The 21,052-nt window shown below is 38.9% G+C and carries 16 protein-coding genes; 5 read left to right on the top strand and 11 right to left on the bottom strand.

All coding sequences use genetic code 11. The annotated features are described in order from the left end of the window. The first annotated feature begins 117 nt into the window (after positions 1-117). Positions 118-2,322, top strand: a complete 2,205-nt coding sequence (rlmKL, locus tag AC1M85_RS09375) for a bifunctional 23S rRNA (guanine(2069)-N(7))-methyltransferase RlmK/23S rRNA (guanine(2445)-N(2))-methyltransferase RlmL (protein WP_481589786.1) — start codon at positions 118-120, stop codon at positions 2,320-2,322. 49 nt (positions 2,323-2,371) lie between these two features. Here rlmKL and AC1M85_RS09380 read toward each other — a convergent pair whose 3' ends face one another. The 5 genes from AC1M85_RS09380 to clpB all read right to left on the bottom strand — a co-directional run bounded on the left by AC1M85_RS09380 (position 2,372) and on the right by clpB (position 9,199). After that, positions 2,372-2,806, bottom strand: coding sequence for a hypothetical protein (locus AC1M85_RS09380; RefSeq protein WP_488212947.1), 435 nt, complete (start codon positions 2,804-2,806; stop codon positions 2,372-2,374). Positions 2,807-2,905: 99 nt separating this feature from the next. Continuing rightward, a complete protein-coding gene (locus AC1M85_RS09385; RefSeq protein WP_488212948.1) occupies positions 2,906-4,048 on the bottom strand; it encodes a GNAT family N-acetyltransferase in 1,143 nt (380 codons plus the stop codon). Between the two features lie 10 nt (positions 4,049-4,058). Beyond that, on the bottom strand, positions 4,059-5,582 hold the full coding sequence (locus tag AC1M85_RS09390) for a GH3 family acyl-acid amido synthetase (protein WP_488212949.1): 1,524 nt from the start codon (positions 5,580-5,582) through the stop codon (positions 4,059-4,061). Next, positions 5,582-6,418: a hypothetical protein gene (locus AC1M85_RS09395; RefSeq protein WP_481588431.1), complete on the bottom strand. Its 837-nt coding sequence runs from the start codon at positions 6,416-6,418 to the stop codon at positions 5,582-5,584. Before AC1M85_RS09395 ends, AC1M85_RS09390 begins: the two co-directional genes overlap by 1 nt. Positions 6,419-6,622: 204 nt before the next feature. Next, the gene (clpB, locus tag AC1M85_RS09400; protein ID WP_488212950.1) at positions 6,623-9,199 is read right to left on the bottom strand and encodes an ATP-dependent chaperone ClpB; all 2,577 of its coding nucleotides are present in this window, start codon (positions 9,197-9,199) and stop codon (positions 6,623-6,625) included. Between the two features lie 442 nt (positions 9,200-9,641). Here clpB and AC1M85_RS09405 point away from each other — a divergent pair, with 442 nt between their 5' ends. Continuing rightward, positions 9,642-10,130, top strand: coding sequence for a rhodanese-like domain-containing protein (locus AC1M85_RS09405; RefSeq protein WP_035265884.1), 489 nt, complete (start codon positions 9,642-9,644; stop codon positions 10,128-10,130). A gap of 64 nt (positions 10,131-10,194) precedes the next feature. Here the strand turns inward: AC1M85_RS09405 and AC1M85_RS09410 are convergent, their stop codons facing one another. Further along, positions 10,195-10,620, bottom strand: a complete 426-nt coding sequence (locus AC1M85_RS09410; RefSeq protein WP_488212951.1) for an OsmC family protein — start codon at positions 10,618-10,620, stop codon at positions 10,195-10,197. A 149-nt stretch (positions 10,621-10,769) separates the two neighbouring features. Here AC1M85_RS09410 and crp point away from each other — a divergent pair, with 149 nt between their 5' ends. Both crp and AC1M85_RS09420 read left to right on the top strand, forming a co-directional pair. Then, positions 10,770-11,483 carry a cAMP-activated global transcriptional regulator CRP gene (crp, locus tag AC1M85_RS09415; RefSeq protein WP_035265881.1) on the top strand — a complete coding sequence of 238 codons (714 nt, stop codon included), beginning with the start codon at positions 10,770-10,772 and terminating at the stop codon, positions 11,481-11,483. A 159-nt stretch (positions 11,484-11,642) separates the two neighbouring features. After that, positions 11,643-12,692, top strand: a complete 1,050-nt coding sequence (locus tag AC1M85_RS09420; protein ID WP_180027586.1) for an NADP(H)-dependent aldo-keto reductase — start codon at positions 11,643-11,645, stop codon at positions 12,690-12,692. Between the two features lie 116 nt (positions 12,693-12,808). On the opposite strand, the gene AC1M85_RS09425 is transcribed toward AC1M85_RS09420, so the two are convergent. From AC1M85_RS09425 to gap, 5 genes are all read right to left on the bottom strand, one after another. After that, complete coding sequence (locus AC1M85_RS09425; RefSeq protein ID WP_035265878.1) at positions 12,809-13,585, bottom strand: M48 family metallopeptidase; 777 nt, start codon at positions 13,583-13,585, stop codon at positions 12,809-12,811. 102 nt (positions 13,586-13,687) lie between these two features. Beyond that, a complete protein-coding gene (locus tag AC1M85_RS09430; protein ID WP_180027584.1) occupies positions 13,688-13,996 on the bottom strand; it encodes a hypothetical protein in 309 nt (102 codons plus the stop codon). A 137-nt stretch (positions 13,997-14,133) separates the two neighbouring features. Then, the gene (locus AC1M85_RS09435; protein WP_035265875.1) at positions 14,134-15,453 is read right to left on the bottom strand and encodes an adenylosuccinate synthase; all 1,320 of its coding nucleotides are present in this window, start codon (positions 15,451-15,453) and stop codon (positions 14,134-14,136) included. 70 nt (positions 15,454-15,523) lie between these two features. Further along, positions 15,524-16,690, bottom strand: coding sequence for an ATP phosphoribosyltransferase regulatory subunit (locus AC1M85_RS09440; RefSeq protein ID WP_179998348.1), 1,167 nt, complete (start codon positions 16,688-16,690; stop codon positions 15,524-15,526). A 227-nt stretch (positions 16,691-16,917) separates the two neighbouring features. Then, entirely contained in the window at positions 16,918-17,949 is a 1,032-nt protein-coding gene (gene gap, locus AC1M85_RS09445; protein WP_035265873.1) for a type I glyceraldehyde-3-phosphate dehydrogenase, read from the bottom strand. 368 nt (positions 17,950-18,317) lie between these two features. Here gap and alaS point away from each other — a divergent pair, with 368 nt between their 5' ends. Next, a complete protein-coding gene (alaS, locus tag AC1M85_RS09450) occupies positions 18,318-21,011 on the top strand; it encodes an alanine--tRNA ligase (RefSeq protein ID WP_488212952.1) in 2,694 nt (897 codons plus the stop codon). The last annotated feature ends 41 nt before the right edge of the window (positions 21,012-21,052 follow it).

Here is a 21,052-nt window from a genome sequence, read left to right on the forward strand (position 1 = left end):
AATCAATCTTTTAAATTTAAATTATTTTTAAAATGGTTGGATCAACGCATTAAAGCAGTTTTAAAATCAAAAATAAGTTAAAATATGCGATTGCTTTATTTGTCTTTGGGAATGTTCATGAATTCTAAACCTCGTCTTTCTACATATTGGGTTACCTGTGCAGATGGGCTTGAAACCTTACTTCAAGAAGAAATTGAAGGTTTAGGAGTACAAAACGTTGAACGTTTCCCTGGGCGATTGGTTTTCAAAGGTCAATTGGCTGATGCCTACCGCATTTGTATGTGGTCTCGTCTTGCATCACGTGTTTTGACGCCTATTCATACGTTTGAAGTTGAATTTACTCACGATGCACGCGATGTAGCTGAAGAACTCTACGAAGGTGCAAATAGTTTTGACTGGTCGCTTATTTTTGCACCTCAAAGTACATTTGCTGTGCGTTTACATGTTGAACGTGAGATCAAGGTCAATAGCCAATTCGCCACATTACGTGTAAAAGACGGTATCGTAGATTCCTTCATGGAGGCTGTCGGTAAACGTCCAAGCATCGATATCAAACAACCAGAAATTACCATTTATGCTTTGGCTGGTAAGAAAGAACATACTTTTTGTTTAGATTTGTCTGGTGATTCATTGCATAAACGTGGCTATCGCCACTATATGACTGATGCACCCATCAAAGAAAACTTGGCTGCAGCCATCCTTCAACATGCAAAATTAATTGAAAAGAATCCAGATATTGTTCTTGATCCAATGTGTGGTTCAGGAACATTCATTATTGAAGCTTTGATGATGTTAACTGACCGTGCTCCTGGTTTGGTTCGTCGTTTCGGCTTTAATGGCTGGAATGGTCATGATCATGATCTTTGGATGCAAATTAAAGGTGAAGCTGCGGAACGTCACAAAGTTGCCTTAGAAAAACCGCTTCCAAAATTCTATGCCTTTGACGCAGATTGGGAAGCAGTAAAAGCAACCAAAAATAATATCCGCGCTGCAGGATTTGAGGCATTGCTAGATCAAATTCAAATAGAAGAGCGCACCCTTTCTGATTGGCCAGATTTTAAGGCAGAAGGTAAATCTGTGGTCGTTGTCACTAACCCACCTTATGGTGAGCGTCTTGGTGATAAAGGCTCTAGCCGTTCATTCTATCTTGGTCTATCTGGCTTACTTCAAAAGAACTTTGCCAACCAAACTGCCGCAGTTATTGCAGCTCAAATTGAACAAGCAGACGTGTTGGCATTCAGCGAAACTCAAACGCTTCGCTTAATGAATGGTAAGCTGCCTATTTACATTCGCTCAGGTAAGATTAAGCCACCTGTTGTGACACAACCTTTCTTAGCCAATTGGCAACCACTTCAATTCGATAAAATTGAAGGTGCCGAAGATTTTACAAATCGTCTGCAAAAGAATATGCAGAATTTGAAAAAATGGGCAGTGAAAGAAAATATCTATTGTTTACGAATTTACGATGCTGATTTACCAGACTTCAATGTCGCTGTAGATCTATATGGTGACCGACTGCATGTTCAAGAATATGCCCCACCAAAATCAATCGATCCTGAAAAAGCGAAAAAACGTTTTAATCTTGCTTTACAAGCAATCCGTGCTGTCACAGGTTTGGGCCGTGATGCCATTTTTATCAAGACTCGTGCTCGTCAGGAAGGTAAAAACCAATACACTAAACAAAGTACTGCCTCTAAACGCTTTATCGTTCAAGAAGGCAAAGCGAAAATTTTGGTTAACCTCACAGATTATTTGGATACTGGCCTTTTCCTCGACCATCGCCAAATTCGCTTACGCATCGCTGCTGAAGCGAAAGGTAAACATTTCCTTAATCTATACAGTTATACCTCAACTGCAAGTTTACATGCTGCGTTAGGTGGTGCTGCGAGCACGACCAGTGTCGACCTTTCAAATACCTATTTGAACTGGTCTAAAGAAAACTTTGTCTTAAATGGTTTAACGGTTGATCATGCTGACCAACAACACCAGTTCTTTGCCAGCGATTGTTTTGAATGGTTAAAAGAAGGTCATGAACAATATGACTTAATCTTTATCGATCCGCCAACGTTCTCGAACTCTAAAAAATTCCATGGTACGTTTGACGTTCAACGTGATCACTTATCCCTGATTAAACGTGCAATGAATCGTTTAACCACTGGTGGTACGCTGTATTTCTCAAATAACTATCGTGGTTTCGAATTAGACGACGAAATCAAAGCGTTTTATGACATTGAAGAACTCACCCATGAAACAATTGGTCTAGACTTTAAACGTAATACTAAAATTCATCGTTCATGGAAAATTAGACACCTTCAAGCCTAATGATTAGAGAGCTTGACCAATAAAAACAGGGCAATTCGTTTGCCCTTTTTTATTTTCTTAAATTTTTTGAAGGTGAATATTCCTTTGTCACAATAATGGTTGGATCTGTTGAAACATAGACAGTACGTGGTAGCGTATCATAAGGATAATACGTCAGTGGTTTAATGGTTTTGCTAATCTGCTCAGGATCTGCTTTTTTGCTCAATTCAAAATCAAAAACTGCATTTGAAACCAATTGCTTCTGATTAAATTCTTCTGCTTGAGTCTGAGCCAAATGTTGTTGATTTTGTATTTGTACCTCAGCGCTCTGTGATACTTCTTTTTTTAATTCTTGCACTAAATTTTCATTCAAATTCTGATCAATCACTTGCTGTTCGATGAGTTCAGATTCATCTAATTGCTGTGCAGTTGCCCATTGGAAACCACACATCAGCATGCAAGAAATTAAAATTGACCGTCGAAAAGTAACACTTATGAATTCCATTTTTTATCTCGAGAATTATTATTGTAATTTTATTTATATATTTATTAATTACAGCTAATCAAGTGCGTTCACTCGCATTCCGATGAACGCACCATATTCTTAAATACGACTCACTTCAAAGTAAGAGTATTTAGAACGATCAATCACGTCATAGGGTTTACTTTCATAACTATGAAGCGTGTGAACTGCTTTCATTTTATGTGATGAACACTGCTCTAGAACTTGCTTACGTGGGTCATTCTCAACCACAGTCACACAAAATGATGTTTTACCCTGAGCTTTCACCAATGTATTTACTTTGGTCAGCATAAACTTTAGTACGTCTAACGCACTTGGATCACAGAGGAAACTATGCGTCATGAGATAATCAAAGGATTGCCCTTCTTCGGGAAGCGTTAACTGTCCAGTAATTCGAGCATAAGTGTTATAGACAGGTTTTAACAGTTTTAACGTTGTAGAATAACTCGCCACTTTAGTTTGTTTGAAATCTTTTTGATCCCACAAACCAAATAAACCTACGATTTTATGATCTGAATTGAGCACTAAATGAAAGTCTTCTAATCTCAGCCCATACCAAAAAGGATGATTAGCTTCCAATAACTGTCTAAAGTCATAATCAGGTAAAAAATTATAATGGGAAGCCATTTCTTGTATAAAACCATTGACCGCATCAATCTTATATATGGTCATTGTTTCAAGGCGAAGTTCAGCAGACTGCTTAAACTTAGGCACCTTAGAAATGGTAAAAGTGGTCATCGAATCAAAGATATAAGGTAAAGCATATCCTTCTCTTTCACGATGCATCATATTACGAGCTACTTTATTATCTTCTAAAATCACACTCTGGAAGATAATTTCACGAGGGAAACATTCAAAAATGTATTCCATAAATACATTAAACGCTTTTTTACCCCGAGCTGTAAGTTTGATTCGTAAATCTGATACATACCGTAATTGTTCAGTGACGCCATTGATCCAATACGATTTCCAACCGATGTTCATCATGGCAATAATTTGATCAGGCTGATCTTGATGTACGACAACCAAAATTTCAGGCTTATTATATTGTGCATGTGTAGCCCGAAAATAACTCGGTTTCCGCTCAAATGAAATCACCATACCGTTACTCGGCATACTTTCAGAAATCAGCTCAATCAATTGAGGATCATCTTGCTCCGCAGCATAACGTAGATAAAATTCAGGCGAGATTTTTGATCGATATAGTAAATTTTGCTCTGTCATTTTTAAATTCTTAAATAAATTTCATTTTCTTCAACGGTTCTGGCTTGATATTCCCCTCAATCATGCCATTGCGCATTGCGATTGTCTTATATTCATGCCATGCATCTTCCACATGCATCACGCGTGCTTCATCTAATTGCCCTAAATTACGTGCCAACTCATAGTGAAAATTTTGTTTTAGCAATTGATCTAACTGTTGATCGGACGGCTGCCCACTCACACTACCCTCAGAAAGCAAAACATAATAAGGTTTCGATTCGGTCTGTTCTATACCGAGTAAACTAATGGGTAAAAAACCGTTTTGTTTAAATGTATCGATCACACTCAAAGCAACAGATTGATCAATCTTTTCTCCGACCAAATCAACTGTCATCTTTCGACCAAGAAATTTAAAGCACGGAATGCCCTGATAAAAAGAATCAACCAATAATTCATCATCAATAATGTAGCGTTTTAGGCCAGACCCTGTCGTAATAATCGGACTCACGATTTGACCTGGTTTAAGCTGCCAAGCAGGGTAAATTTGCTGAGTATCTAAATCTTGAAACTCATAAAAATGAGCTTGATACATCAAGGGATAATGATCATCTAAAGGTATAGTCACTACGCCTTCAGTGGCCCAAAGCCCTTTACCTTCAAAACTTACACCCTTAATTTTGGTTTTTAAAATTTGTGCCCAGTGCTGTGCGCTTGCGGTATCCCAAGATGAAATTAAAAATAGCTTTGGCCACAATTTTTTCCAACAAGTCGGATCTTCCAAATCTAATCGTTCTAGAATCTGGCTACGTTTTATTGATTTTTTGATTTTTAAAAAATCTAAACTTTGACGACTCCACTGACCAGTCGATAAAACCTCAACGATTTCACTCTTATTTTCTTGGATAATTTCGATCAGTTGCAGTGCAAAAGTTGGGCTCCACACTGAAATCATGCCGAGATTTTCATCTCTGACTAAATACACAGCCGTAGCGAACATCGCATCTTCAGCAGTTTCTGCCAAAGCAATGTCCGCAGGGACTGCTTGTGTAATTTGAGTTAAAATTCGTTTTGAAAAAGAAAGTAAGGCACTATCATCATTTAAATTATGAGTGGTCGTCAGTTGACGCTGGCTTTCAGGCAACCAAGATACAGACCAATAGTGTGTTGTACGTTTTAGTTCAGGATAACGACGATATAAACTCGTTAGCCATAAACCAATCGCCTGATCTATTTCACCTAAAAATTGTTGGGTATATGGAATAAATTTGAGTGCTTCACTTGAACCACTTGTAGGCTGGAATCGAATAATTTTACTTTTATTAAGTAAATTTACGCCTTGATTACGTGATGCTTCAACTTTCTGCTTCCAATCAGCATAACGTGTTACTGGAAAATGTTGAGCAAACGACTCATATTCCATCTTTGGATCATCACATATAACTTTTAATTTATCACGCTGAACTTTTTCCAATTGATCAGCGTATTGATAAAAGTCTTTAAATGATTTTTTACAGGCCAAATTTAAAACTTGATGAGCTGCAAATATCACAGACATTAGGCCACCTTAGAATCTTGATCTTGATCTTTGGTTTGAGCCGATTTAGATAATTTATCTTTATTCAGATTCGACTTATTTTTTTTGAGCGATGATTTTTTCACAAACCTTACCGCTGTTTGCAAAATATCAACCCAACGCAGCTCACCAATACACGGTAATTCAGTACCTTGAACCCAAGATGGATTGCATTCCTCAAAAAACTCAATTTTACGATTTTTCTGGCGCATTTCTTCTGTTATTGGAGCCACATCAGGTTTCAGACACTGATAGTTTTCTCCAAAATCAATCAGCTTTGATTCATCATCATAGTATTCTGCAAAATACTCACGACAATACGCTTCAACATAATCTTTTAAATATTCATCTTTATTTTCTGGATTTGGATAATAGTGATAATAATTATTTGCAAGAAGTAAGTAGGTCTTAAAGCCCTTTGAGATCAGCATCCAATAGATCGGTACACCCGTATGACGTAATTTGAAGGTCATTACATAACGAAACATCGCACGTTGTAATGCTCGACTACCCCAATACGCCTCCTCAATAATGGTATCACCACTAAAAAAAGCATGGGCAGTTTTACCATTCACGGTAAAATTTCGCTCCATTACAGTTGAGAAACCCACTAAAAAATCTTTTTTGGGTTCTCGAATGATAAACACACCAGTCTTTTCCAGAAGGTCTCTTTCAAAAATTTCAAAGACTGTATTTGAATAATAGTTACTGTAAATATTGAACATCTTTTCAATATCACGGGGTTTTAAATCTTTTACCTTAACAAACTCACTATAAGGTTCTTTTTTTAATTTTCGGAGTCGTTTTAATTCTAGCATATTGATCCCATTAAGCTAAACAATGAATTCCTTTTGTGAATCAATAAACAAATTAAACATTTATTCACAAAAATATTGAGTGCAATCTTATACTTAATAGATTTGAGTAGCAATTTTATTAAAAAATAAATTTATTATTTTTAAATCACTTAAATGAAAAAAAACCTGAACGAATTCAGGTTTTCTAAGTTTGTTTATTAAATTCTAATTTAATTTAAGTTTACTAAAACTCAAATTTCCATCAGTGCTTTGTATAACAATTGTATCTCCTGGCAAAAATTCTCCCGCCAAGATTTTTTGAGCCAATGTATTTTCAACCTTTTGTTGAATAGCACGTTTGAGTGGTCGAGCCCCATAGATTGGGTCATATCCTGCCTCAATTAATTCATCGAAAGCAGTGTCATCTACAGTCAAACTTAAATCACGATCAGCCAAACGAGCACGTAAGCGATCTAACTGAATATCCGCGATACCTCGAATCTGCGATTTTTTCAGTGCATGGAAGATTACAAGCTCATCAATTCGGTTAATAAACTCTGGTCTAAAATGCTCAGAAACAGCAGCCATCACAACACTGCGTACATCTTGTTCCGTCGCCATGTCACCTAATTCGCGCACTTCATTTGAACCTAAGTTTGAAGTCATGACGATCACGGTATTTTTAAAATCCACCACACGCCCTTGCGAATCAGTCAAGCGACCATCGTCAAGTACCTGAAGCAGAATATTAAATACATCTGGATGAGCCTTCTCTACTTCATCAAATAACACCACGCTATAAGGCTTACGGCGTACTGCTTCATTTAGCACACCACCCTCTTCATAACCAACATAACCAGGAGGTGCTCCCACCAAACGACTAACAGAATGTTTCTCCATAAATTCAGACATATCGATACGGATCATGGCATCGTCACTGTCAAATAAGAAGTTTGCTAAAGCTTTAGTTAACTCAGTTTTACCGACACCTGTTGGACCTAAAAATAAGAATGAACCACTTGGGCGATTTGGATCTGAAAGTCCAGCACGTGAGCGTCGTACAGCATTAGAAACTGCAACTACCGCTTCATCTTGGCCTACGACGCGGTTATGTAAAAATGTTTCCATACTGAGTAATTTTTCACGCTCACCCTGTAGCATTTTTGCTACAGGAATTCCTGTAGCTGCACTTACAACTTCGGCAATTTCATTGTCCGTCACTTTATTACGCAATAATTTAGGTTCAACTTTCTCTTCAGATGCTTCTTCACTGAGTCGTTTCTCCAAATCAGGAATTACTCCATATTGAAGTCGTGCCATTTCAGCTAGATCATTTTCACGTTGTGCCTTTTGCATCGCAATACGTGCTTGATCAAGCTCAGCCTGAGTTTGTTGATCGCCTTGCACTAAACGCTTTTCAGAAATCCACACTTCTTCAAGATCGCTGTATTCCTTCTCCACTTCAGCAATTTGTTTTTCTAAGTGTGAAACTTCAGCTTTACTTCCTGCATCTTCATCTTTTTTTACAGCCTCAAGCTGTAATTTTAATTGAATAAGACGACGCTCTAATTTATCTAGAGACTCAGGTTTTGAATCAAGCTCCATCTTAATTCGAGATGCTGCCTCATCAATTAGATCAATCGCTTTATCTGGTAGTTGACGATCTGTAATGTATCGATGTGACATTTTAGCTGCAGCAATGATGGCAGAATCTAAGATTTTAACACCATGATGTACTTCATAGCGCTCTTTTAATCCACGTAAAATCGCAATCGTGTCTTCAACACTAGGCTCATCAACCAATACTTTTTGGAAACGACGTTCAAGTGCTGCATCTTTTTCAATGAATTGTCGATATTCATCTAATGTTGTAGCACCTACACAACGTAATTCTCCACGTGCTAAAGCAGGCTTCAACATGTTACCTGCATCCATTGCACCGTCGCCTTTACCTGCACCGACTAGAGTGTGCAACTCATCGATAAACAGAATAATTTCACCATCATGTTTAGCAAGATCTTTTAATACTGCTTTTAAGCGCTCTTCAAATTCACCACGATATTTTGCACCAGCTAAAAGCGATCCAAGATCAAGTGATAAGACACGTTTATTTTTTAAACTTTCAGGCACTTCTCCATTGACGATACGCTGTGCTAAACCCTCAACAATGGCAGTTTTACCAACACCCGGTTCACCAATCAAAACAGGATTATTTTTTGTACGGCGTGATAAAACTTGGACTGTTCGACGAATTTCATCATCTCGCCCAATCACTGGATCAAGCTTGCCAGAAAGTGCTCGCTCAGTGAGATCAATGGTGTATTTGTTTAATGAATCACGTTGATCTTCATGATTGTTACTCATGACTTTTTCATCACCTCGAACTTTAGTTATCGCAGCTTTTAAACCTGCGGATTGAACACCAACCGCATTTAAAATAGTTTTGGTTGCACCTGTTTCTGCTAAACCAAGTAACACCCAATCTGTTGAAAGAAACTCATCACCCGATTTTTGTGCATAACTATCTGCCAAGTTAAGCGCTTTAACCGCATCTGGACTGAGATTGATATCCCCAGTTGGATGGGCAAGTGTTGGTGCATCAGCAAGCGCCTGTTGCAACTTTGTGCTCAATTCTCGTAAATTCGCCCCTGCCTGCTGCAACAAACTCATATTTGATGGCTCTTCAAGCAGTGTCGATAGTATATGGATGCCTTCAATCGCTGTATGATCCTTGCCCATTGCTAAAGATTGCGCATCAGATAAGGCTTGCTGTAAGCGATTTGTAAATTTTTCAAAACGCATTATTATTTTCCTCACAACAAATTTGGTACTTGCTTAGTTAATGGGTGAGAAGCGTCATATTTCAAGTCGGTTTTTTAATTATTTTCTTAAATTTCAATTATTTAAAAAATAAAGATAGATTATAATTATAATATTTGTGCTGCTCATACATTTTTCAATACCCCTTCACAATTTTTTCATGGTGATTATGATATTTATCTACTATTCACTACATATGACAAAGAAAATATATTCTCAGTAAACGGTCATTATTGTTCTCAAATCATCACATAGGAGTACGCCGAACTTATATCGACCTAATCGGTACATGTTGTGCAAAATCATTCAATATGAATTTATAAGATAAACAATTAATTTTATATTTATTTAAAGAATATAGATAAAACTTATAATAATCACCGTTTTCCATAAACGGATGATTTAATCATTCAGGCATACTTACATGAATCATTTTATAAATCTCTCAGAAAATAAAGTCCATCAAGATAAAATTAAATTTATTTTATCTGAAGCAAAAAAAAATGTAGAAGATCATACACTCCTCTTTGCAGGCTCTTTAAAACCCCAAGATGCGTGGCTTTTGTTCCAATCCCAACAAGCGATCATTATTGATGTCAGAACACATGAAGAGCGAAAATTCGTAGGTTATGTCGAACATTCAGAACATATTCCTTGGCTCACAGGCATCTCACTTGAACGTAACCCTGAGTTTTTAGAGAAGTTACAATCTTTTGTTAATGCATATGACATCATTTTGCTCATGTGCCGTAGTGGAAAGCGCTCTGCAGCAGCAGCGAGTGTGGCGTATAACGCTGGTTTCACGAACGTATACAATATTGATCAAGGTTTTGAAGGTGATTTAGACCCTAACTCCCATCGTGGTACTTATAATGGTTGGCGCTTTCACAATCTGCCATGGGTACAAGAGTAAAATTGATTTAATGACTTTACATAAAAAAAGCAACCTTAAGGTTGCTTTTTTCAACTCGATAAAATCAAGCTTCAGCTTCAATGATTTCAAAATCATGTGTAATTTCAACACCGCCATCTGAAAGCATTTTACTTGCTGAGCAATATTTTTCTGCAGATAGCTCAACAGCTTTAGCGACTTGCTTTTCTTTAATTGCTTTTCCTGTAACCAAAAAATGCAAATGTATCTTCGTGAAAACCGCAGGAATTGTGTCTGCCCTCTCAGCCTCCAACTGACATTGAACACCCATCACATCTTGTCTAGATTTTTTTAATATGGTCACAATATCAAACGAAGCACACCCACCAAGCCCCATTAAAATGAGTTCCATCGGACGTGGACCACGGTTTTCACCACCGTAAGCTTCAGCACCATCCATGATAATTTGGTGACCGCTTTCAGATTTTGCTTCAAAAGCAACATTCTCTAACCAATGTACGCTAGTATGCATTGCAACTACCTAAAAAAAACTATAAATTTACTTAGGACTGTACACTAGCATATATTGAGCTGATAAGGAATTTCACCTCTTATGCTTCACGTGGCAAGTTTATTTAGGTCTAAAGATCTAGTTACTATCCAAATCGGAATTTAAAAAGCATGACTTCTAATTTTTCACAACTTAGTACAGATGCTTTGTCGCCAGGTCAATTACCTGAATCTGTCAAAGCTTTGCTCAAGCGTGCGCACATCAATAGATTTCCAAAACGAACTTCAATTATTGATGCGGGCTCAGAGTCGAAATCTCTGTATCTAATTTTAAAAGGGTCGGTTTCAATTATTTTACGTGAAGATGATGAACGTGAAATTGTGGTAGCCTATTTAAACCCAGGGGACTTTTTTGGAGAGATGGGATTATTTGAAAGTAATCCTCAACGTACTGCAGAAGTACGTACACGTGATGTATGTGAGATTGCTGAAATTTCATATGCTAACTTCCATGAAGTAAGTAAGCAGTATCCAGATCTTAGCTATGCGGTGTTCGCACAGCTCGTTCGTCGCTTAAAAAATACAACTCGAAAAGTAACTGACCTAGCATTTATAGATGTATCGGGTCGTATTGCACGTTGTTTAATCGACTTGTCAGCTCAACCTGAAGCAATGATTCTTCCAAATGGACGCCAAATTCGTATTACTCGTCAAGAAATTGGTCGTATTGTAGGTTGTTCACGTGAAATGGTTGGTCGTGTTCTTAAAACACTTGAAGAACAAGGCATGATTGAAACTGATGGTAAAGCTATCTTAATTTTTGATTCATCATTAGAAGCAGTAAATTCTGTTGAAGAAGACTTTGACAACAATGATGATGAATAAATTTTCATCTGATCTACATTCAAAAAAGCAAATCTGACGATTTGCTTTTTTATTGCCTTTTTTCTGAAAACTTTCGAATTTATTTGACATACGTTTTGAATCTTAGATTAGGTATGATTTCAATATATCAACTTAAAAAATACAGCAAGGATGTTGAGCATGAAATTTAATCGACTTGGGCAAACAGATATACACGTTCCCGAAATTTGTTTAGGAACAATGACCTTTGGTGAGCAAAATAGCCAGTCCGAGGCTTTCCAACAACTGGAATATGCACTCGAGCGGGGGTTAAATTTTTGGGATACTGCAGAGATGTACCCAGTACCACCTAAAGTCGAAACTCAAGGCGCGACGGAAGAAATTATCGGCAATTGGATTCAGCAGCGCGGCCAACGTGATCAACTTTTTCTTGCTTCAAAAATTGCAGGTCCAGGCCAAGGTGGTAGCAATATTAGAGGCGGCACAACTCGCTATACTGCCAGCGACATCAGCTCAGCCTTAGACTCAAATCTTAGACGCTTAAAAACTGACTATATTGATCTTTATCAGCTGCATTGGCCTCAACGCCCAACCAATATGTTTGGTCAATTGGGTTATACCAATCACCATGCTCACAGTACACTAGATATCACACCACTCGAGGAAACCTTATCTGCCCTTCAAGCGGAAATTAATAGAGGTAGAATTCGTTATATCGGACTCTCCAATGAGACACCATGGGGAACCATGAAATTTCTACATTTAGCTGAAAAGTTAGGGCTGTCTAAATTTGTTTCTGTACAAAACCCCTATAACTTATTAAATCGTACCTATGAAATCGGCATGTCGGAGATTGCTAAATTTGAAGGCATCGGTTTACTGGCCTATTCACCGCTCGCTTTTGGCTATTTAACAGGAAAATTTAGACATGGTGCGAGACCTGCAAATGCCAGAGTCACCTTATACTCTAGATTTGTGCGTTATAGTAATCCTGAAAGTGAATGGGCAACTGAACAATACGCCCTCTTAGCAGAAAAACATGGACTGACATTAACGCAATTGGCGTTAGCTTTCATTAAGCAGCAGTTCTTCGTGACCAGCACAATCATTGGTGCAACCGATTTAAATCAACTCAAAGAAAATATTGATGCTTTTAATGTGTCATTGTCAGAAGAAATACTTCAGGAAATTGAGATCATCCATAAACAACAGCCAAATCCAGCACCTTAAGTGTCTAATAAATTCGATTTCAATACATTTGAATCAACGCCATACTGTGATAACAATTTACTAAGTGGTGAATATAAAAAAAGGATGCTAACGCATCCTTTTTTAGCTTTATTCTTTTAACGGCGACTTTGGTTATAAATCGCTTGAGCTGCAGGTAAGTTTTTACGCATCGCCTCAATTCGTTGAGCATTTGAAGGGTGTGTTGATAAGAAAGATGCATTGCCACCATTACTTGCTTTAGCCATTTTCTCCCATAATGTAATCGCTGCTTGTGGGTTATAACCAGCTCGAGCCATTAACATTAATCCACCCTGATCAGCACGGCTCTCCAAGTTACGTGAATAAGGCAACCCTACACCCAGTTGAGAACCAATTTGTGCAACTGCTGCGCCACCTTGACCTACCCCAGCTGCACTTAAACCAACACCTAAAGCCAAGTCAGTTAAAGCTTGAGCACCCAATTTACTTTTTGCATGCTCTTCCAAAGCATGGATCATTTCATGTCCCATGATGGCCGCAATTTCAGCATCTGTTAAATTTAAACGTTCCACAATACCTGTATAAAAAACAACTTTACCACCCGGCATGACAGAAGCATTTAATTCACTTGATTTAATTACAGATACCTGCCATTGGAATGGCTGACCCGTTTGATTCATTTGATCAGCATATGGACGCAAACGATTGTATACATTCGTAATACGCTTATAGGTATTTGAGCTTGTATCCAATAAGCCCTTGCTGCGAGCTGTATCAATGGCTTGCGAGTAACTTTGTGCAGCAGCTGCATTTAATGTCGCTGAGTCCGCACCCGCCATATCCGCAAATGTTGTACACCCTGAAATCGAGATTACCGCAGATGCTGTAAGACCGAGCAATAATTTGTTCTTCATTATAATGTTCCAATCTACTTGAAAGTACTTGTTCATAATTATAGACAAACTCAACTACGCTTAATATCTCATTTTTCTTCACTTTTTTATTTGTTATGTAATTTAGTAAACAAATTGATAGCTGATCCAAAAGACCAAACAAAAAATATTAAGCACGAGATAGGTTTGACTCCACGGTTTTAAACGAGTTTCAAGCTTCTCATCTTTACGTTTAAAAAATAAATAGGTGTTCTGAATTAAAATAATAGGGACCAATATGCAAGCGATCATAATCGACAGCCCAATAAAGACTTGGTAGACCACATCTTCGGCTACTGTTTGAGATCGAATTATCATCATCGCAATCGTGGGTGCCCCCCCCATTGCAAATAACAATGAATAAAACATTGTTCCAGAAATATTCTTATGCATCCTGCACACTCTATTATTTTATACATTCGATTTTAACAATCTCTAAGATTCAGCACAGCCAATTTTTATACAACTTTGGTCGTTGTTTAGATCCAAAAAAGCCCTGTGATACCACAGGGCTTTTTTAAAACTTTTAATTAAGCTTCAAACGGGTGACGAAGAATAATCGTTTCATCACGGTCTGGACCAGTTGATACGATGTCGATTGGACATTCGATTAACTGTTCAAGTCGCTTAATATAGTTGATTGCTGCTTCTGGCAATTGGTCTAAAGATTTAGCACCAAAAGTAGACTCAGTCCAACCAGGCATTGTTTCGTAAATTGGTTTTAAAGTTTCAAATGCAAGTGCATCAGAAGAACCTACGCAGCCCGAATCTGCAGCTTCATAACCCACACAGATTTTGATTTCTTCTAAACCATCAAGAACGTCAAGTTTAGTCAAGCAAATACCCGAAAGTGAGTTCACTTCTACTGAACGACGAAGGATTTCAGCATCGAACCAACCACAGCGACGTTGGCGACCAGTAGATGCGCCAAATTCTGAACCTACAGTACCAAGGTGCTTACCAATTGCATCACCAACATCGTTTGCAGCATCATAAACCAACTCAGTTGGGAATGGACCTGCACCTACGCGAGTTGTATAAGCTTTGGTAATACCCAATACATAGTCAAGGTGTAATGGACCAAGACCAGAACCAGAACTCACACCACCAGCAGTCGTATTTGAAGATGTTACGTATGGATAAGTACCATGGTCAACATCAAGAAGTGAGCCTTGAGCACCTTCAAACATGATGTTGTCACCGTTCTTACGATATTTATGCAATTCGCCAGTAACATCAACAACCAGTGGAGCAACAACTTCACGCCATTGATCACATAACGCAAGCACGTCTTCAAGCTTAACCGCTTCTACACCGTAGAATTGTGTTAATTGGAAGTTATGGTATTCAAGTAACTCTTCAAGCAATGCTTTAAGATGATCACCACCACGCACTAAATCAGCGACACGAACCGCACGACGTGCAACTTTATCCTCATACGCTGGACCAATACCACGACCTGTTGTACCAATCTTGGCATTCCCACGTTTTTTCTCACGTGCTTGGTCTAATGCAATATGGTTTGGCAAAATTAATGGACAGTTTGGAGAAATACGTAAACGTTCTTTAACTGGCACACCTTGCTCTTCAAGAATCGTCATCTCTTTGATTAACGCTTCAGGAGAAAGCACTACACCGTTACCAATTAAGCAAAGTACGTTTTCACGTAAAATACCAGATGGAATGAGGTGTAAAACAGTTTTCTTACCACCTACGACGAGAGTATGACCTGCATTGTGTCCACCTTGATAGCGAACAACTGCAGCCGCTTGATCTGTGAGCAGGTCAACGATTTTACCTTTACCTTCGTCGCCCCATTGGGTACCAAGTACCACAACATTCTTGCCCATAATAGCCTCATTGCATCATGCTGTTAAAATTGAAGAACATGATTTGAAATTTAGTATTCAAATCAGGTGATTAAATCTGTTCGAGTTTCCACTCACCCGCTTGATTCACCAACTGGTGAGTCGCGTTAGGTACTGAATTCAACTCATCTTGACCAAGCAACTGCACAACGCTTTTGCCTTGATCACGTAATCCTTGAATTGCTTTGACTAGGTCAGCATTATTTCCCTTAGGTGCAACGATCACTTCCAATGCTTTAAATTGACCAGCGCTTAAAGCGTATAAGTCACATGAAAAGCCAGTTGCTGGACGTGCACGACCAAAATGCTCACCAATACCATCATAACGTCCACCTTGAGCTAATGGTGCAGCACGATTTGGTGCATACACTGCATACATTAAGCCAGTGTGATAGTGATATGAACGAAGCTCTACAACATCGATACCAATATGCAGATTTGGCCAACGTTGCTGAATCGCATCTTGTGTGCTTTGAACTGCATTAAATGCTTCTTGGAATGCCGAATCTTCTAAGATTTCTTGGCTTAAATGTGATTTTAAAGCGACTAAATCACTTGCATAACGACCAAGCGCATAAAAATCAGAGCCGAATTTAAGTTGTTGCGTATATTCAGCAAGCTCTGGTAATGCTTTACGCTGATATAAATCAGATAGATGCGACTCTGTAGCTTTGTTCAATCCTGCATGTTTAACTAAGCTACGGAATAGACCAACGTGTCCAATATCTAAATGGATCGCCTCAGTTACACCTGTATTTTTTAATAATTCCAACATGACATCGATCATTTCGACGTCAGCATCGATACTGTCTGAACCAAACAACTCAGCACCGAGCTGTAAAGGCGCACGTGTGGTATTGAAACCTTGTGGTTTGGTATGAAGTACCGTTCCAGCGTAGCAATAGCGTGCAACACCTTCAACTGGATACACGTGTGCATCAATACGCGCCACCTGAGGCGTCATATCTGCACGCACACCAAGTAAACGACCTGAAAGTTGATCAATTACTTTAAATGTGGCTAAGTCTAAATCTTGATTCGATTCTGAAAGAGAAGATAGAGATTCGATGTATTCAATAAATGGCGTGTACACCAATTGATAACCTCGAGCTGCGAGGAAATCTAACGCGGTACGACGCAAAGTTTCAATAACTTGCGCTTGCTCTGGTAATACATCAGCTACACCATCAGGTAATAACCATGTCTCTGAAATGGGCATGTTGTAAACCTAAATTCTGTCAGCGCGGAACAAATCCGCATAAAAAAATCGGGAACACACCCGATTTCTCCTAGTCTATCACGATCAACCCCCATGTGCATCAGACTTTTAAATAATTAAATCGGAATTTTAGATTATTCATAAGCTTCTATTGGTAATTCTGAACGCACTAGCAGTTGATCTATGTTATAGACTTAAACCTTTATAAAAGACACAGCATTTCAGTTTCATGACTGATCTGGAAATGAATGACATAAATCCAGTAAACGATTGGTATATCCCCATTCATTATCATACCAAGCATAGACTTTAGCTTGCTTCCCGACCACCATGGTTTGAGTTAAATCTACAATGAGTGAAAATGGAGAATGATTAAAGTCAGATGATACTAAAGGCTCATCTGTTACCGACATAATTTCCGAAAACTGCTCTCGTGCTGCTGAAATTAACGCTTCATTTAACTGATGGTCTGTAATGGGCTGTTGCGCTATAAATGTTAAATCAATAGCTGCCACATTAATGGTAGGAACACGAATTGAGTAACCGTCTATTCGCCCTTCCATTTTTGGCATAACACGTTTGATTGCACCTAGAGCAGATGAAGTCGTTGGAATAATGTTTTGCCCAGACGCCCTCGCACGACGTAAATCGCGGTGAACGTGATCTAAAACGGATTGATCCGCTGTAACAGCATGAATTTCTGTCATTAACGCACTTTCTATGCCAAAGGCATCGTCAATAATTTTGACCAGAGGAACCAATGCTTGTGTCGTACATGAAACACTCGAAATAATCTGATCCGTAGTTTTAACCTCTTTATGATTTACCCCGTAGACGATTGCAGCATCAACCGTATCAAAAGGTGCAGCCCCAATTATCACGCGTTGAGCGCCAGCATTGAGATGGCGTGTCGCTTCTGCTCGAGATCTAAATAAACCAGTACACTCTAAAACAACATCAACGTTTAAACGCTTCCATGGTAGTTGATCTGGTTCTGTTTGACAGTGAACTTCAATAGATAATTTTTTTTGATAGGCATAAATATTGAGAAATACTTGCTCTGCCACATAACTCAACTCCACTTCCCCATGAAATCTTCCATGTGTGGTGTCATATTTAAATAAATGAATTAAAGTTTCTACATCAGCCACATCATTAATCGCAACGATTTCAAAATTGAATTGCTTTGGATTTTCAAACCAAGCTCTTAAAACATTTCGCCCGATTCGTCCAAATCCGTTAATTGCGATACGTTGCATATGTAACCTTCAACTCTTTAATACAAGTTCTTGAAAGCTCTATGTTAAAGTATTTCTAAACTATACAGTAATAAATAATGGTCTTATGACTACTCAATATTTTTGATTGATCTTCGTACGAGATACACAGCTTGAGCATTTAAGAATCGTCTCAACAACGTTAATGCTTAAAATTCCACCTAAAACCAGAATTAAAGAGAATTGTCATTAAAACACTTTAAAATCATTGGTACAGGTGGCAAATTCCGTTATAATTTGGCGTTTTTAAACTTTTAGCCCGGTATGCTGGGGTGAATTTTATTGTGAATTCGCACTTTATTTCCCAGACATATTATTTGCCAATACAGAATTAATGGAGTGACTTGGTTGTGAGTACTCGTTTTATGACATCAGCTGAAATTCGTGAAGCATTTTTGCGTTACTTTGAATCGCAAGGCCACACACGTGTCGCGTCGAGTTCTCTAGTTCCTGCCAATGACCCAACTTTGCTCTTTACAAATGCTGGTATGAACCAGTTCAAAGATTGCTTCTTAGGCCTAGAAAAACGAGATTATGTACGTGCAGTGTCATCACAAAAATGTGTTCGTGCTGGCGGTAAACATAACGACTTAGATAACGTGGGCTACACAGCTCGTCACCATACGTTTTTTGAAATGTTAGGTAACTTCTCTTTCGGAGATTACTTTAAACGTGACGCGATTAAATTCGCTTGGGATTTCTTAACCAATGAAAAATGGTTAGGCCTACCTAAAGACAAATTATATGCAACGGTTTATCACACTGATGATGAAGCATTCGACATCTGGAACAAAGAAATCGGTCTAGATGAGTCTCGCATTATTCGTATTGGCGACAACAAAGGCGGTCAATACGCTTCAGATAACTTCTGGGCAATGGGTGACACAGGTCCTTGTGGTCCATGCTCTGAAATCTTCTTTGACCATGGCGATCACATTTGGGGTGGTTTACCAGGTACACCAGAAGAAGATGGCGACCGTTTCATCGAAATTTGGAACAACGTATTCATGCAGTTTAACCGTACTGCTGATGGCGTACTTCACCCTCTTCCAGCACCTTCCGTTGATACAGGTATGGGCTTAGAGCGTATTTCTGCTGTTTTACAACACGTCAACTCAAACTACGAAATTGATCTATTCCAACACTTATTAAAAGCTGCAGCTGAAATTATTGGTTTAGATACTGCTGAACTTGAAGCGAAAGCGCAAGCGGAAGGCAAACCAGTTGAATACCCAGCATCACTTAAAGTCGTTGCCGACCATGCACGCTCGTGCTCATTCCTAATCGCTGATGGCGTAAACCCATCAAATGAAGGGCGTGGCTACGTTCTACGTCGTATCATCCGTCGTGCAGTTCGTCATGGTAACAAGTTGGGTGCGACAGGTTCATTCTTCCACAAAATGTTAAAGCCTTTAATTGAGGTGATGGGCGCTGCCTATCCTGAACTTGAAGCACAACAAGCGCGTATCGAAGCGCAACTTTTAAAAGAAGAAGAGCAATTTGCTAAAACCTTAGAACAAGGTTTGAAATTGCTTGAGGGCGAACTTGCTAACTTAAAAGGTTCTGTAATTCCAGGCGAAGTAGTATTCAAACTTTACGACACGTACGGCTTCCCAACTGACTTAACGGCTGACATCGCACGTGAACGTGATTTAACGATTGACGAAGCTGGTTTTGAAAAAGAAATGGCTGCTCAACGTCAACGTGCACGTGATGCGGGTAAATTCGCAATCGACTACAACAGCGTTGTAAAAGTTGAAGGCGAAACTCAGTTTGACGGCTACGATGCAACTGCTGGTGAGGGTCAAATCATCGCAATCTATAAGGATGGCGAACAAGTTGATGAAGTCGCTGAAGGTGATGAAGCTTTAATCGTTCTAAACCAAACACCTTTCTATGCAGAAAGCGGTGGTCAAATTGGTGATACAGGTATCTTTAAAAACGATACAGGTATTTTCGAAGTTCAAGACACGAAAAAATCTGGTGGTGCGTTCGTTCACCAAGGTATCGTGACCATGGGTAACTTTAAAGTTACTCAAAATGTAGAAGCAACAGTTAAAGCAGACATTCGTGCAGCAACAGCACGTAACCACTCTGCGACTCACCTTCTACATGCTGCACTTCGTCAAATCTTGGGTTCACATGTTCAACAAAAAGGTTCATTGGTTGCTTCTGACGTGTTACGTTTCGACTTTGCCAATGATCAACCCGTGACATTTGAACAGATTCAAGAAATTGAACGTCTGGTAAATGCTGAAGTGATTGCCAATACGCCTGTAACAACTGAACTCCTTGACATCGAATCTGCAAAAGCAAAAGGTGCGATGATGTTGTTCGGTGAAAAATACGGTGAAGAAGTTCGCGTACTCTCTATGGGTTCTATCATTGAAGAGAAAAACTTCTCGATCGAACTTTGTGGTGGTATTCACGTTAAACGTACAGGTGACATTGGTCTGTTCAAAATCACTTCTGAAGGCGGTGTTGCTGCAGGTGTACGTCGTATTGAGGCAGTTACAGGTACGAAAGCAATTGAGGTGGCTCAAAAAGCTGATCGAGACATCAACACGATTAATGGCTTATTGAAAGCACAAAAAGATCAAACGATTGAGAAAGTTGAAGCCTTAGCGGACACAGCATCAAGCTTACAAAAGCAAATCGATCAATTGAATCAAAAACTTGCTCATTTACAGGCGGGTGAACTACTTAGCCAAGTTAAGGAAATTGCAGGTCGCAAAACGTTAATCACGACTGTTCAAGGTATGGATGCGAAATCACTTCGCAATCTACACGACGGCGTGAAATCAAAATTAGAAAATGCTGTGATTGTCCTTGCAGGTGTAGAGGGTGACAAGGTGAGCTTGATCGCATCTGTAGCTAAAGACTTCACAGCTTCTATAAAAGCAGGTGACATCATCAAACACTTAGCAACTGAGCTAGGTGGTAAAGGTGGTGGTAAGCCTGATTTGGCACAAGGTGGCGCGCCACTTAACGAGAAGTTTGCTTCTGTCATGGCAGAATTAACTGCTTGGCTAGCTGCAAAATAAAACTTCACCTTTTGTGTAACTGACCTTGAACAACTCTTCAA

It is taken from the genome of Acinetobacter sp. 24-47-64, assembly GCF_057737055.1.